Raw genomic sequence first — 14,158 nt, 5'->3', positions numbered from 1 at the left:
AATCTTCGAATGAGTGAAAGTTCACCCAAAACGCAGCGCTCTTCACGTTTTTTTCACGAGATGAAGCTTCGCACACTGTCAGATTTTTTCCATAGCAACGGTAGGATGTTTCTGAAATTATCCGGACTGCCGCTCGTCCAGAACTGCGTTGGCAGAGGCCTTCCGCTGGCGAGAAGGTCCCGCTGAATGAGTAGCCGCTGGAGTTGACGGGCAACTGCAGCGCCCGTATCGATCAGGGTGATCGACGCCGGAATCATCTCGCGCAGCAGCGGTTTGAGGAATGGGTAGTGGGTGCAACCGAGGATGATGGTGTCGCAACCCGCCGCCAGCAGTGGGTCCACGTAACCTTGCAATAACTGGCGAATGACCGGGCTGACCAAGTCACCGGTTTCGATCAGCTCGACAAGCCCCGGACAAGGTTGGGTAATCACGTGAACGTCCGTTGCGAAACGGTCCAGCAATGCCGCGAACTTCGCGCTTTGCAGGGTCCCGGTGGTTGCCAGCACGCCCACTACGCCGCTTTTAGTCGCTGCCGCAGCGGGTTTGACCGCAGGCTCCATGCCGACCAAGGGCCAATCCGGGTAACGCTGACGCAGATCGGCGACCCCTGCCACAGTGGCCGTGTTACAGGCGATCACCAAGGCCTTGGCGCCTTGTTCGCGAAAAAATTCTGCGATATCGACGCAACGCTGGCGAATGAACTCTGGGGTTTTTTCGCCGTAGGGGATATGCCCGCAGTCGGCAACGTACAGCAGGGATTCATTAGGCAGCAGTTGATGAATTTCACCCAGCACCGACAGCCCGCCGACGCCGGAATCGAACACACCCACCGGCGCGTCGTTGTCTCTAGCCATGTTCGACCGTTCTAGCCATGGGCTGCACCGCAGACACTGCAACCCGGATCACGTTTGACTTTCAGTTCGCGGAATCGCGTGCCCAAGGCGTCGATCAACAGCAACCGCCCCACCATCGGATCGCCAAAACCGGCCAGCAGTTTAAGCGCTTCAAGGGCTTGCAGGCTGCCCACCAGCCCGACCAGCGGACCGATGACACCGGCTTCGCTGCACGTCAGTTCGCTCTCACTTCCGTGTCCATACAGGCAGTGATAGCACGGGCTGTCGGCGCGACGCGGGTCGAACACCGAGAGCTGCCCTTCCAGCCGAATCGCAGCACCACTCACCAGCGGTTTAGCCGCAGCGACGCATGCCGCGTTGACGGCCTCGCGGGTGGTGAAATTGTCGGAACAGTCGAGCACCAGATCCACGGCGTCGACCGCCGCAGTCAGCGAATCTTCATCCAGCGCCACACGATGGGGCACCAGCTTCACGGCCGGGTTGATCGCGGTCAGCCGGGCCATCGCGGAATCGACTTTGCCCTGCCCGACGCTCTGGGTGTCGTGAATGATCTGACGTTGCAGGTTGGTCAGATCGACCGTGTCGAAGTCCGCGAGGTGCAACTCCCCGACCCCGGCAGCGGCCAGGTACAGCGCGACCGGCGAACCCAGTCCGCCGACGCCGACGATCAGCGCACGGCTCTGCTTGAGGCGCATCTGGCCGTCGATGTCGACCTGTTGCAGCAGAATCTGCCGACTGTAGCGCAGCAGTTCTTCGTCGCTCAGCACGGCACGCGCCCGAAAGTGATGCGTTCGTGATCCCCCAGATCGCGGCGGGTCTGGATCTGTTCGAAGCCATGGGTGTTGAGCAGATCGCGCACTGCGGCGCCCTGATCGTAGCCATGTTCCAGCAACAGCCAGCCACTCGCTGCCAGATGGGCTGGCGCCTGTGACACGATCAGACGCAGATCGTCGAGGCCATCGGTGCCCGAGACCAAAGCGCTACTCGGCTCGAAACGCACGTCGCCTTCTACCAAGTGAGGATCGTTGGACGCTATATAAGGTGGGTTGCTGAGGATCAGGTCGAACCGCTGGCCCTCGACAGCGCTGAACCAGTGGCTGCGCAGGACACTGGCGTTATCCAGGTGCAAACGCTGTCGGTTGCGCTCGGCAAGCTCCACCGCCTCGTTCACCCGATCCACCGCCGTGACGTTCCACTGCGGACGGTCCTTGGCCAGCGACAGCGCGATAGCCCCCGTGCCCGTTCCAAGGTCGAGCAAGCGATGGGGAATCGCGCCCGGCAGCAACTCCAATGCGGTTTCCACCAGCATTTCGGTTTCCGGTCGGGGAATCAGCGTGTGCGTCGCGACTTCAAGGTCGATGTTCCAGAAACCCTGTTGCCCCAAAATGTACGCCACCGGCTCCCCCGTGCGACGACGCTGCAGATAGCCGTCGAACGCTTGGGCGGCTTCGGTGCTGACAATACGCTCCGGCCAGGTGTGCAAAAAGCTGCGCGGCTTGCCCAAGGCAGCCGCCAACAGCAGTTCGGCATCCAGACGGGCTGTCGGAGAATCCGGCAGTTCAGCGTTTCTTAACAAGCTGGCGATGATGGTCATTTACTCACCCAGTGCCGCAAGTTGGTCTGCCTGATACTCGGCAAGCAACGGTTCTATCACTGCATCGACCCCGCCGGCCAAAACTTCATCCAGCGAATACAAGGTCAGGTTCACACGATGATCCGTCACCCGCCCCTGTGGAAAGTTATACGTACGAATCCGCTCCGAACGGTCGCCCGAACCCACCAGCAATTTGCGCTCGCTGGCGATAGCGTTGGCGGCCGCAGCCGTTTGCTGATCGTTGAGTTTGGCCGCTAACCAGGACATGGCCCGGGCGCGGTTCTTGTGCTGGGAACGCTCTTCCTGGCACTCGACGACGGTGCCGGTTGGCAAGTGCGTGATACGAATCGCCGAGTCGGTGGTGTTGACGTGCTGACCGCCGGCGCCCGATGAGCGGAACGTATCCACGCGCAAATCCGCCGGATTGATCTCGATCGCCTGCTTCTCATCCGGCTCAGGCAACACCGCGACCGTGCAGGCCGACGTGTGAATGCGTCCCTGAGATTCGGTCTCGGGCACTCGTTGCACGCGGTGCGCACCCGACTCGAACTTCAGTTTGCCGTAGACATTGTCGCCTTCGACCCGGGCGATGACTTCTTTGAAGCCACCATGCTCGCCTTCGTTTTCGGAAAGGATTTCCACCCGCCATCCCCGGCGCTCGGCGTAACGCGAATACATGCGGAACAAGTCGCCCGAGAAAATCGCTGCCTCGTCACCCCCGGTGCCCGCGCGGATTTCAAGAAAGACGTTGCGGCCGTCGTTGGGGTCTTTGGGCAGCAGCATTTTTTGCAGTTCGCCCTCCAGCACCCCCAGTTGTTCCTTGGCTTCGCGCACTTCTTCGACCGCCATTTCACGCATGTCCGGGTCGCTGTCCTTGAGCAGCGCCTGGGCGCCTTCGAGGTCGCTCTGCACTTTTCGCAGCTGCGTATAGACCTGGATCACCGGCTCGACTTCCGCGTATTCACGGGAATAGGCACGGAATCTGGTCTGATCGGAAATGACTTCGGCGTCGCCCAGCAGCGCGGTCAATTCTTCGAATCGGTCGCTGAGCACATCCAGCTTATTGAGCAGTGAAGCTTTCATTGCGGGGGTTTATCCGTGGAGCCCTCATTGAGGGCAAAGAGTTCCTGGGCCATGGCCAGCGCATCGACGCGGCCTTCGGCGGACAGCTTCTTGAGTTGCACGCTTGGCGCATGCATCAGTTTGTTGGTCAGGCCACGTGCCAGCGCCATCAGTACCTCTTCCGCGTTGCTGCCGTTGGCGAGCATGCGTTGCGCCTTCTGCAGTTCTTCGTCTCGCAGGCGTTCGCTTTGCTGACGGTAGGCCCTCAGCACATCGACCGCCGCCAGTTCGCGCAGACGCGACATGAAATCTTCGACGCCGACGCTGACCAGTTCCTCTGCCGCCTGGGCTGCACCCTGACGACTCTTGAGGTTCTCCGCGACGACTTCGTGCAAGTCATCCACGGTATACAGGTAAACGTCGTCCAGCTCGCCTACTTCCGGCTCGATGTCGCGGGGAACGGCGATGTCGACCATGAAAATCGGCTTGTGCTTGCGCAGTTTCAGCGCACTTTCCACCGCGCCCTTGCCCAGAATTGGCAACTGGCTGGCAGTGGAACTGATGACGATGTCGCTGTTGACCAGCTCGGCAGGGATATCAGCCAACAGGACCGCGTGAGCGCCGAACTCTTCCGCCAGAATGCTCGCGCGCTCCAGCGTCCGGTTGGCGACCACGATACGCTTGACCCCCAGATCGTGCAGGTGTCGGGCGACCAGCGTGATGGTCTCCCCCGCACCGATCAGCAAGGCCTGGCTGCGTTGCAGGTCGCTGAAAATCTGTTTGGCCAGGCTGACGGCAGCAAACGCGACGGACACCGGGTTTTCGCCAATGGCCGTGTCGGTGCGCACCTGTTTGGCCGCGCTGAAGGTCGCTTGAAACAGTCGCCCCAGTAATGGACCGATGGTTCCGGCCTCGCGAGCCACGGCGTAGGCGGATTTCATCTGCCCGAGAATCTGCGGCTCGCCCAGCACCAGCGAATCCAGCCCCGAAGCCACGCGCATCATGTGGCGCACGGCGGCGTCTTCCTCGTGCACGTAAGCGCTGGCGCGGAGTTCGTCGACATTGAGGTGGTGATAATCGGCCAGCCAGCGCAGCACGACGTCAGCGGTGAGCTGGTCCTGCTCTATATAAAGCTCGCTGCGATTACAGGTCGACAGGATGGCGGCTTCGCGGCTCTGGGTCAGGCGACACAGTTGCTGCAATGCTTCAACCAGCTGCTCAGGCGTAAATGCCACGCGCTCGCGGACATCCACTGATGCAGTCTTATGGTTGATACCCAGAGCAAGAAAGGCCATTCAAGGTCGCTGATGGTGACGTGAAGCCGGCAATTGTCCTACTTCAATAGATTCAGAACAACCACCGCAATACATTCAGAACGTCCGGGACAGTCTATTGTCCCTATAGAGATTCGCTTTACGGCGATGCCCCTGCGACAAATTGTCCAAGCGCGGGCTGTAAATAGCGGGTTCTGGTTTTCAAGTGGGCTGTGGGTTTGCTCCCTGCCTTGTGTCATGATGCTTTCAAACCGCAGGTAAGCCGCCCTCTCTCCTATATGAATAAATCCTCCGCGTTGTTCCTTGCCCTTGTCGTTCTTGGTGGCTGCCAGTCTACGGCCTCCGTTTCGCCACAGCCTGCTGCTGCGACGAAAGAAGCGACGCCCGCTCCTGAGGCCAAGCCTCAGGTTTACGGATCGTTTACCCAGGACACGGTCGTCAGCCTGCTGACCGCCGAACTGGCCGGACAACGCAATCGCTTCGACATTGCGCTGGATAACTACGTGACCCAGGCGATCCAGACCCAAGACCCCGGCATTTCGGAGCGGGCATTCCGCATTGCCGAATACCTGGGCGCTGATCAGGCGGCACTGGACACCTCGATGATCTGGGCCAGAAATGACCCGGACAACCTTGAAGCACAACGCGCCGCCGCCATTCAACTGGCCCGCGCCGGACGCTACGACGACTCCATGCGGTATATGGAGAAGGTGCTTCAAGGCCAGGGTGATACCCATTTCGACTTCCTCGCGCTGTCGGCAGCGGAAACCGACTCCAATACGCGCAAGGGCTTGCTCAACAGCTTTGATCGCCTGCTGGCCAAATACCCGAAAAATGGTCAACTGATTTTCGGTAAGGCCCTGTTGCTGCAACAGGAAGGTGACAGCGCCGCCTCGCTCAAACTGCTCGAAGACAACCCGCCCGGCGAAGGCGAAGTCGCGCCGATCCTCCTCCGTGCCCGTCTGCTGCAAAGCATGAACCGTGGCAAGGAAGCGATGCCGCTGCTGGAAAAAAGCATCAAGAAATACCCGGACGACAAGCGCCTGCGCCTGACCTACGCCCGCATGCTGGTTGAACAGAACCGCATGGAAGACGCCAAGGTGCAGTTCTCCAGCCTCGTACAGCAATACCCGGACGACGACGAGTTGCGTTATTCGCTGGCGCTGGTGTGTCTGGAAAACAAGGCGTGGGATGAAGCGCAGGGCTATCTGGAGGACCTGGTCGCCCGTGGCAGCCACGTCGATGCCGCGCATGTGAACCTTGGTCGTATTTATGAAGAGCGCAACGATCCCCAAAACGCTCTTGCCGAATACGCACAAGTGGGTCCGGGCAACGATTACCTGCCCGCCCAACTGCGCCAGGCGGACATTCTGATGAGCAACGGCAGTACCGCCGAAGCCTCGAAACGACTGGCCCAGGCCCGTGCCGACCAGCCCGACTACATCATTCAGCTGTACCTGATCGAAGCCGAAACCCTGACCAATAACAATCAGAGCGATCGTGGCTGGCAGGTGCTGACTCAGGCACTCAAACAGTACCCGGACGACCTGAACCTGCTTTATACCCGCGCCATGCTGGCCGAGAAGCGTAACGATCTGAAGCAGATGGAAACCGATCTGCGGGCGATCCTCAAGCGTGAACCGGACAACGCCATGGCCCTTAACGCCTTGGGCTACACGCTGTCCGACCGCACCACGCGCTACGCCGAAGCGAAAGAATTGATCGAGCGTGCGCACCAGTTGAACCCGGATGATCCGGCGGTCCTCGACAGTCTGGGCTGGGTCAATTATCGCCTCGGCAACCTCGACGAAGCCGAGCGCCTGCTGCGTGAGGCGCTGGAGCGCTACCCCGATCACGAAGTCGCCGCGCACCTGGGCGAAGTGCTCTGGGCCAAAGGCCAACAGCGCGAAGCCCGTAAAGTCTGGGGCAAGGCCCTCGAACAACAACCTGACAGCCCGGTCCTGCGCAGCACCCTCAAACGCCTGACCGGCTCCGAGAACCTCTGATTTATGTCACTGCGCCACGTACTTGCATTCAGCCTCATCGTCCTGCTCGCCGGTTGCGCCGGCATCACCTCCCGTGAAGCTGTGCAGGGCCCCGGCGACGCCAACAAATGGCAAGCCAACAAGCAACAGCTCGCGAGCCTCGACGGCTGGGAAGTCAACGGCAAAGTGGGGATTCGCGCTCCGAAAGACTCTGGCAGCGGGACCCTCTACTGGTTGCAACGTCAGGATTACTACGACATTCGCCTCTCCGGCCCTCTTGGTCGTGGTGCCGCTCGATTGACCGGTCGCCCTGGCGCCGTGTCGCTGGAAGTCGCCAATCAGGGCCGTTACGACGCCCCGGACCCCGAAACGCTGCTCAAAGACCAACTGGGCTGGAAGCTGCCCGTTTCGCATCTGGTCTGGTGGGTTCGCGGTCTTCCTGCACCCGACAGCAAAAGCAGCCTGACCCTGGACGGCGACAGTCGCCTGTCCAATCTGGATCAGGACGGCTGGAAAATCGAATACCTGAGCTACACCGAACAGAACGGCTACTGGCTGCCTGAGCGGATGAAACTGCACGGCCAGGATCTCGACGTCACGCTGGTCATCAAGGACTGGCAACCGCGCAAACTGGGGCAATGATCATGTCCCCGCAACCATTGACACTCCCCGCGCCTGCCAAGCTGAACCTGATGCTGCACATTTTAGGCCGTCGCCCGGACGGCTATCACGAACTGCAAACGCTGTTTCAGTTTCTGGATTACGGCGATGAGTTGAGTTTCGCACTGCGCGAAGACGGCGAAGTTCGCCTGCAAACGGAATTCCCTGACGTCCCCCACGATAGCAATCTGATTGTCAAAGCCGCCCGCGCACTGAAAGAGCAATCGGGCTCGCCACTTGGCGCTGATATCTGGATCAAGAAAGTGTTGCCCATGGGCGGCGGTATTGGCGGTGGGAGTTCGGATGCGGCGACGACATTGCTCGGGCTCAATCACCTTTGGCATCTGGGTTGGGATGAAGATCGCCTGGCAGCGCTGGGGCTCAAGCTCGGGGCTGACGTCCCGGTTTTCGTGCGCGGACACGCCGCGTTTGCCGAAGGCGTGGGCGAAATCCTGACCCCTGAAGACCCCGAAGAACCTTGGTATGTCGTGCTGGTGCCGCAAGTCTCTGTAAGTACAGCAGAAATTTTTTCAGATCCACTGTTGACACGTGACACGCCGCCCATTAAAGTGCGCCCCGTTCCCAAGGGAAACAGTCGAAATGACTGCTTACCGGTTGTAGCAAGGCGCTATCCAGAAGTGCGTAACGCATTGAATTTGCTAGGTAAATTTACCGAAGCAAAGTTAACCGGAACTGGAAGTTGTGTGTTTGGGGCCTTCCCAAGCAAAGCTGAAGCTGATAAAGTCTCGGCCCTTCTTACAGAGACCCTTACAGGGTTTGTGGCAAAAGGCAGCAACATCTCGATGTTGCACCGAACGTTACAGACACTGCTCTAAGAGAACCGAGTGCCAGGCACTCGTGCAACAGATACAGGGGCGTCGCCAAGCGGTAAGGCAGCAGGTTTTGATCCTGCCATGCGTTGGTTCGAATCCAGCCGCCCCTGCCATTTTCCTATAGTCATCCAGGCATACCCTAAGCCTCCAGGTACTGCGCGTGTCCAAGATGATGGTCTTTACGGGGAACGCCAACCCCGATCTGGCTCGGCGTGTCGTACGTCAGCTGCATATCCCTCTCGGTGACATCTCTGTCGGTAAATTCTCCGACGGCGAGATCACCGCTGAGATCAATGAAAACGTTCGCGGTAAAGACGTCTTCATTATTCAGCCGACCTGCGCGCCGACCAACGATAACCTGATGGAGCTCGTCGTGATGGCTGATGCCTTCCGCCGTTCCTCGGCTACTCGTATCACCGCTGTTATCCCTTACTTTGGTTATGCCCGTCAGGATCGCCGCCCGCGTTCCGCTCGCGTGGCCATCAGCGCCAAAGTGGTTGCGGACATGCTCACCGTCGTCGGTATCGACCGTGTGCTGACTGTTGACCTGCACGCTGACCAGATTCAGGGCTTCTTCGATATTCCCGTGGATAACATCTACGGCTCCCCGGTTCTGGTGGATGACATCGAAGACCAGCGTTTCGAAAACCTGATGATCGTTTCCCCGGACATCGGTGGCGTCGTGCGTGCACGTGCCGTAGCCAAGTCCCTGGGCGTTGATCTCGGGATCATCGACAAACGCCGCGAGAAAGCCAATCACTCTGAAGTGATGCACATCATCGGTGACGTCGAAGGTCGTACCTGTATTCTGGTCGACGACATGGTCGATACCGCCGGCACCCTGTGCCACGCGGCAAAGGCCCTTAAAGAACATGGCGCTGCCAAGGTCTTTGCCTACTGCACACACCCTGTGCTGTCGGGTCGTGCGATTGAAAACATCGAAAATTCCGTGCTGGACGAACTGGTGGTCACGAACACCATCCCGTTGTCCGCTGCAGCACAAGCCTGTGACCGTATCCGTCAGCTGGATATCGCACCGGTAGTCGCTGAAGCGATGCGTCGCATCAGCAACGAAGAATCGATCAGCGCGATGTTCCGTTAAGGGCCCTGCCCTCTCGAAACCTCCGTTGACGAAAAGCGCCCCGCCCCAACAGTGACTGTTGGGGCGGGGCTTTTTTGCCCATATCGAGTTGGCGCTGGTCGCAAACGCCGCTCGATGATGGCTATTTTGGAGATACAAAATGACTGACTTTACTCTGAACGCCCAAGCGCGTACTGACCTGGGGAAAGGTGCGAGCCGCCGCCTGCGTCACGCCGCCAGCATCCCTGCCGTTGTTTACGGTGGTAACAAAGCTGCTGAATCCGTGACCATCGTGGCCAAGGAAATCGCCAAACTGTTCGAAAACGAAGCGGCTTTCAGCCACGTTATCGAACTGAACGTTGATGGCGCCAAGCAGAACGTGATCGTTAAAGCGATGCAACGTCACCCTGCCAAGCAATTCATCATGCACGCTGACTTCATCCGTGTTGTTGCTGGCCAGAAACTGACCGCAACCGTACCGGTGCACTTCATCAACGAAGAAGCTCCGATCAAGAAAGGCGGCGAAATCTCGCACACTACCACTGAACTGGAAGTGTCCTGCCTGCCTAAAGATCTGCCTGAGTTCATCGAAGTTGACCTGGGCGCGCTGGAAATCGGCGACAACGTTCACCTGTCCGACGTTAAAGCACCTAAAGGTGTTGAATTCGTCGCTCTGGCACACGGCAAGGACCTGGACATCGCAAACGTCCACGCTCCACGCGTCGTCCAGGAAGAAGAAGGCACCGCAGAAGGCGAAGCAGAGTAATCATTACTCGCTAGCCGGTTGAACCCGTGATGGTGCCCGGCACCATCACACTCGACCCAAGGAAGAGCCCCTGACGTGACCGCCATCCAACTGATCGTCGGCCTGGGAAACCCCGGCCCCGAATACGAACAGACCCGGCATAACGCAGGGGCTCTTTTCGTTGAACGTATCGCCAGCGCACAGCGCGTCAATCTGACGGCTGACCGCAAGTATTTCGGTCTGACGGCTAAATTCAGCCATCAAGGCCAAGACGTTCGTCTGCTGATTCCCACCACGTACATGAACCGCAGCGGCCAGTCTGTCGCAGCGCTGGCGGGTTTCTTCCGGATTCCTCCGCAGGCCATACTGGTGGCCCACGACGAACTCGACCTGCCTCCGGGCGTCGCCAAACTCAAACTGGGCGGCGGACACGGCGGGCATAACGGCCTGCGCGACATCATCGCGCAGCTCGGCAATCAAAACGGCTTTTATCGCCTGCGGCTTGGCATCGGCCACCCCGGCGATGCCAGCCTGGTCTCCAACTTCGTACTGGGTCGTGCACCACGCGCCGAACAGGAAAAACTGGACGCCAGTATCGACTTTGCCCTCGGCGCGCTGCCGGATGTCCTCGCAGGCGACTTCGCCAAAGCGATGCGTGTCCTGCACAGCCAGAAGGCCTGACATCACTGAGGGGAAACACCATGGGATTCAACTGCGGCATCGTCGGCCTGCCCAACGTCGGCAAGTCCACCCTGTTCAACGCCCTGACCAAATCCGGTATTGCGGCGGAGAACTTTCCCTTCTGCACCATCGAGCCGAACAGCGGCATCGTGCCCATGCCCGATCCACGTCTTCAGGCGCTGGCCGACATCGTCAACCCGAAGCGCATCCTGCCGACCACGATGGAGTTCGTTGACATCGCGGGCCTCGTCGCAGGCGCGTCAAAAGGTGAAGGCCTGGGCAACAAGTTCCTCGCCAACATTCGCGAAACCGACGCCATCGCCCACGTGGTCCGCTGCTTTGAAGACGAAAACGTGATTCACGTCTCCAACAGCGTCGACCCGAAACGCGACATCGAAATCATCGACCTTGAACTGATCTTCGCCGACCTCGACAGTTGCGAAAAACAGCTGCAGAAAGTTACCCGCAATGCCAAGGGCGGCGACAAAGACGCAGTCGTCCAAAAAGGCCTGCTGGAACAACTCATCGCCCACTTCACCGAAGGCAAGCCTGCGCGCAGCCTGATGAAGAACATGGGTGCCGATGAGAAAGCCGTGATCAAAGGCTTCCATCTGCTGACCACCAAACCGGTCATGTACATCGCCAACGTCGCGGAAGACGGTTTCGAAAACAACCCGCACCTGGACGTGGTTCGCGCCATCGCCGAAGAAGAAGGCGCGATGCTGGTGCCGGTCTGCAACAAGATCGAAGCTGAGATCGCCGAGCTGGACGACGGCGAAGAGAAGGACATGTTCCTTGAAGCCCTGGGCCTCGAAGAGCCTGGCCTGAACCGCGTGATCCGCGCGGGCTACGAGATGCTGCACTTGCAGACCTACTTCACCGCCGGTGTCGAAGAAGTCCGCGCTTGGACCGTCCGCGTCGGCGCCACCGCGCCACAGGCTGCTGGCGTGATCCACACCGACTTCGAAAAAGGCTTCATCCGCGCCGAGTGCGTCGCCTACAACGACTTCATCCAGTACAAGGGCGAAGCCGGTGCCAAGGAAGCGGGCAAATGGCGTCTGGAAGGCAAAGACTACATCGTCAAGGACGGCGACGTGCTGCACTTCCGGTTCAACGTTTGATCCGAGGCTTCCTGCCCGATTAGCACGCCTTTGAAAGCCCCCGCCTGGGGGCTTTTTGTTGCTCGTTTCCTTACGTCTCTACCCGCCCATCACGCCTTCGGATAATTCGACGGAAACAGCGCGCGCTTCGCTTGTTCGTCCATGTCTTTCTTGAACGCCAACTCTTTCCCCACATTCCGCGCGCGCTGGGCAGCAGGGCGGGCGTCGATGCGCTGGAACCAGCGTTTGAGATGCGGGAAATCAGCGAGCGCATCTTCCGAGCCTTTCATCACACGAGGCGCCCTGATCAGCCAACCCCACGTGGAAATGTCGGCGAGGGTGTAATCGTTGCCGACGATGTATTCGCGCTCTGCCAGGTGCGTATCAAGCACTTCGTAGTGACGCTCTATTTCTCGGCGATAGCGATTTATGGCGTAGTCGTTGCCCTCGGGGGCTGCGTATTGAAAGTGCACCGCCTGCCCGGAAAACGGCCCCAAGCCCGACGCGATGAAGAACAGCCAGGACAGCAGTTCGGGCTTGTCTTCAGGAGCGCCCATGAACTGACCCGTCTTTTCGCCCAGGTACAGCAGAATCGCGCTGGAATCGAACACGCGCACTTCTTTGCCGCCCAGGCCGTCGGTGTCGATGATCGCCGGGACTTTGCCATTGGGGTTTACGGCGCGAAATTCGGGCAGATGCTGCTCGCCCTTGCTGGTGTCCACCGGCACCACCTCATAGGCCAGACCTGACTCCTCCAGGAACAACGCAACTTTGGCTGGATTGGGGGTCGGGTGAAAATAGAAACGAATCATGGCGGTCATCTCTGAAAAGTCGAGGTGGGAAAAAACAGGTTTTAGTTTTAGAACGACTGTTTTAGATTAGGCGAACTACGGAGCAAGGCGCAACGCCTGCGTTTGCGCCTGAGAGGACACCAGCGATGGCAAGACCAAGAGAATTCGATGAACAGGCTGTGCTCGACGCCGCGATCCAGTGCTTTTGGACAAAGGGTTTCGAAGCGACGTCCATGCGTGACCTGATCGAATGCATGGGGATCACCGGCGCCAGCGTCTACAACGCATTCGGTGACAAACGCGGCCTTTACCGCAGGGCATTGGCGCACTACCTGGAAAGCAGTTTTGGTGAACGGGTGGTGCGGCTGGAAAACACGCTTGCTCCGCGCCTGGCGATTGAAACCTTCTTCGTCGAAATCATCGACCGCTCGATGAGTGATGTTCATCACCGCGGCTGCATGATGGTGAACTCGGCCCTTGAAGCCGTACCAGACGCGCCTGATGCACAGGAAATCATCGATGACTTCCTGACGCGGGCCGAGGCTTTTTTCTACCGTTGCGTGGCAGCGGGCCAGGCTGACGGCAGTATTTCCCGGTCGCTTTCGGCTATGGATGTCAGCGGTCTGTTGCTCGCCGTATTGCTCGGCATCCGCGTCCTGGCCCGCGCCCGGCCACAGCGCCCCTTGCTGGAAAGCGTCGTAAGGCCCGTGCTTGCTTTGCTCGACGCAGACACATCCCACACACACGCAACTCCCCTTCCCTCGTTTGCCACGGAATCTCAGCGATGATCGAGCTTTACTACTGGCCAACCCCCAACGGTCACAAAATCACTCTATTTCTCGAAGAGGTCGGGCTGGAATACCGCATTCATCCCGTCGATATCAGCGCCGGGGATCAGTTCAAACCCGACTTTCTGGCGTTCTCGCCGAACAACCGGATGCCCGCGATCATCGACACGGCCCCTGCCGACGGTGGCGAGCCGATTACGGTTTTCGAATCGGGCGCCATTCTGCTGTACCTGGCAGAAAAGACCGGACGATTCCTGCCTACCGATGTGCGCGGCAAGAAAACCGTCACCGAATGGCTGATGTGGCAGATGGGCGGGCTGGGGCCCATGGCGGGTCAGAATCATCACTTTGGTGTGTATGCCCCGGAAAAGCTGCCCTATGCGATCACCCGTTACGTCAATGAGACCAACCGCTTGTATGGCGTTTTGAACCGCCGTCTCGAAGGCCGGGCGTTCATTGGCGGGGAAGCGTATTCCATCGCGGACATGGCGGCATACCCGTGGGTGGTGCCATGGCAGCGCCAGCAACAGAATCTGGATGATTCCCCGAACCTGAAACGCTGGTTCCAGACGATTCAGGCACGCCCCGCCACGGCTCGCGCCTACGCACAGGGGGAGGCCCTGTCGAAAAACCGCGCCTCCGTCACCGAAGAGGGCAAGAAGATTCTGTTCGGCCAGACTGCCACGAACGCGCCGAAACCTGACTGACAG

General features: G+C 59.3%; 15 protein-coding genes and 1 tRNA gene. 10 read left to right on the top strand and 6 right to left on the bottom strand.

Going from position 1 to position 14,158, the window contains the following annotated elements:
- Nucleotides 1-53: 53 nt before the first annotated feature.
- The 5 genes from murI to hemA are packed head-to-tail and all read right to left on the bottom strand — an operon-like array spanning nucleotide 54 to nucleotide 4,805.
- Nucleotides 54-854: a glutamate racemase gene (gene murI, locus AAEO81_RS04990; RefSeq protein ID WP_341962044.1), complete on the bottom strand. Its 801-nt coding sequence runs from the start codon at nucleotides 852-854 to the stop codon at nucleotides 54-56.
- A gap of 11 nt (nucleotides 855-865) precedes the next feature.
- Nucleotides 866-1,621 carry a molybdopterin-synthase adenylyltransferase MoeB gene (locus tag AAEO81_RS04985; protein WP_341962043.1) on the bottom strand — a complete coding sequence of 252 codons (756 nt, stop codon included), beginning with the start codon at nucleotides 1,619-1,621 and terminating at the stop codon, nucleotides 866-868.
- Nucleotides 1,615-2,448: a peptide chain release factor N(5)-glutamine methyltransferase gene (prmC, locus tag AAEO81_RS04980; RefSeq protein WP_341962041.1), complete on the bottom strand. Its 834-nt coding sequence runs from the start codon at nucleotides 2,446-2,448 to the stop codon at nucleotides 1,615-1,617. Before prmC ends, AAEO81_RS04985 begins: the two co-directional genes overlap by 7 nt.
- Entirely contained in the window at nucleotides 2,449-3,531 is a 1,083-nt protein-coding gene (prfA, locus tag AAEO81_RS04975; RefSeq protein WP_341962040.1) for a peptide chain release factor 1, read from the bottom strand.
- The gene (gene hemA, locus AAEO81_RS04970; protein WP_166597260.1) at nucleotides 3,528-4,805 is read right to left on the bottom strand and encodes a glutamyl-tRNA reductase; all 1,278 of its coding nucleotides are present in this window, start codon (nucleotides 4,803-4,805) and stop codon (nucleotides 3,528-3,530) included. Before hemA ends, prfA begins: the two co-directional genes overlap by 4 nt.
- A 257-nt stretch (nucleotides 4,806-5,062) precedes the next feature.
- On the opposite strand from hemA, the gene AAEO81_RS04965 reads away from it, so the two are divergent.
- The 8 genes from AAEO81_RS04965 (at nucleotide 5,063) to ychF (ending at nucleotide 11,890) form a co-directional block, all read left to right on the top strand.
- A complete protein-coding gene (locus AAEO81_RS04965) occupies nucleotides 5,063-6,790 on the top strand; it encodes a tetratricopeptide repeat protein (RefSeq protein ID WP_166597261.1) in 1,728 nt (575 codons plus the stop codon).
- A 3-nt stretch (nucleotides 6,791-6,793) separates the two neighbouring features.
- The gene (gene lolB, locus AAEO81_RS04960; RefSeq protein WP_341962038.1) at nucleotides 6,794-7,411 is read left to right on the top strand and encodes a lipoprotein insertase outer membrane protein LolB; all 618 of its coding nucleotides are present in this window, start codon (nucleotides 6,794-6,796) and stop codon (nucleotides 7,409-7,411) included.
- Between the two features lie 2 nt (nucleotides 7,412-7,413).
- Nucleotides 7,414-8,265 carry a 4-(cytidine 5'-diphospho)-2-C-methyl-D-erythritol kinase gene (ispE, locus tag AAEO81_RS04955; protein WP_341962036.1) on the top strand — a complete coding sequence of 284 codons (852 nt, stop codon included), beginning with the start codon at nucleotides 7,414-7,416 and terminating at the stop codon, nucleotides 8,263-8,265.
- 35 nt (nucleotides 8,266-8,300) lie between these two features.
- Nucleotides 8,301-8,375 (top strand) — tRNA-Gln (locus AAEO81_RS04950).
- A 47-nt stretch (nucleotides 8,376-8,422) separates the two neighbouring features.
- Nucleotides 8,423-9,364: a ribose-phosphate pyrophosphokinase gene (locus AAEO81_RS04945; protein WP_037018241.1), complete on the top strand. Its 942-nt coding sequence runs from the start codon at nucleotides 8,423-8,425 to the stop codon at nucleotides 9,362-9,364.
- A gap of 139 nt (nucleotides 9,365-9,503) precedes the next feature.
- Nucleotides 9,504-10,109: a 50S ribosomal protein L25/general stress protein Ctc gene (locus AAEO81_RS04940; RefSeq protein WP_166597264.1), complete on the top strand. Its 606-nt coding sequence runs from the start codon at nucleotides 9,504-9,506 to the stop codon at nucleotides 10,107-10,109.
- Nucleotides 10,110-10,184: 75 nt separating this feature from the next.
- Entirely contained in the window at nucleotides 10,185-10,769 is a 585-nt protein-coding gene (gene pth, locus AAEO81_RS04935) for an aminoacyl-tRNA hydrolase (protein WP_166597265.1), read from the top strand.
- Nucleotides 10,770-10,789: 20 nt separating this feature from the next.
- Nucleotides 10,790-11,890 carry a redox-regulated ATPase YchF gene (gene ychF, locus AAEO81_RS04930; RefSeq protein WP_166597266.1) on the top strand — a complete coding sequence of 367 codons (1,101 nt, stop codon included), beginning with the start codon at nucleotides 10,790-10,792 and terminating at the stop codon, nucleotides 11,888-11,890.
- 89 nt (nucleotides 11,891-11,979) lie between these two features.
- Here the strand turns inward: ychF and AAEO81_RS04925 are convergent, their stop codons facing one another.
- Nucleotides 11,980-12,681: a glutathione S-transferase C-terminal domain-containing protein gene (locus AAEO81_RS04925; protein WP_341962031.1), complete on the bottom strand. Its 702-nt coding sequence runs from the start codon at nucleotides 12,679-12,681 to the stop codon at nucleotides 11,980-11,982.
- 158 nt (nucleotides 12,682-12,839) lie between these two features.
- Here AAEO81_RS04925 and AAEO81_RS04920 point away from each other — a divergent pair, with 158 nt between their 5' ends.
- Complete coding sequence (locus AAEO81_RS04920; RefSeq protein ID WP_341962030.1) at nucleotides 12,840-13,448, top strand: TetR/AcrR family transcriptional regulator; 609 nt, start codon at nucleotides 12,840-12,842, stop codon at nucleotides 13,446-13,448.
- On the top strand, nucleotides 13,445-14,155 hold the full coding sequence (locus AAEO81_RS04915) for a glutathione binding-like protein (protein WP_341962029.1): 711 nt from the start codon (nucleotides 13,445-13,447) through the stop codon (nucleotides 14,153-14,155). Before AAEO81_RS04920 ends, AAEO81_RS04915 begins: the two co-directional genes overlap by 4 nt.
- The last annotated feature ends 3 nt before the right edge of the window (nucleotides 14,156-14,158 follow it).

Origin of the sequence: Pseudomonas sp. RC10 (genome assembly GCF_038397775.1) — a bacterium.
GTDB lineage: Bacteria > Pseudomonadota > Gammaproteobacteria > Pseudomonadales > Pseudomonadaceae > Aquipseudomonas > Aquipseudomonas bambusae.
The sequence above is the reverse complement of the archived record's forward strand: the minus strand, read 5'-3'. Positions and strand labels throughout refer to the sequence as shown.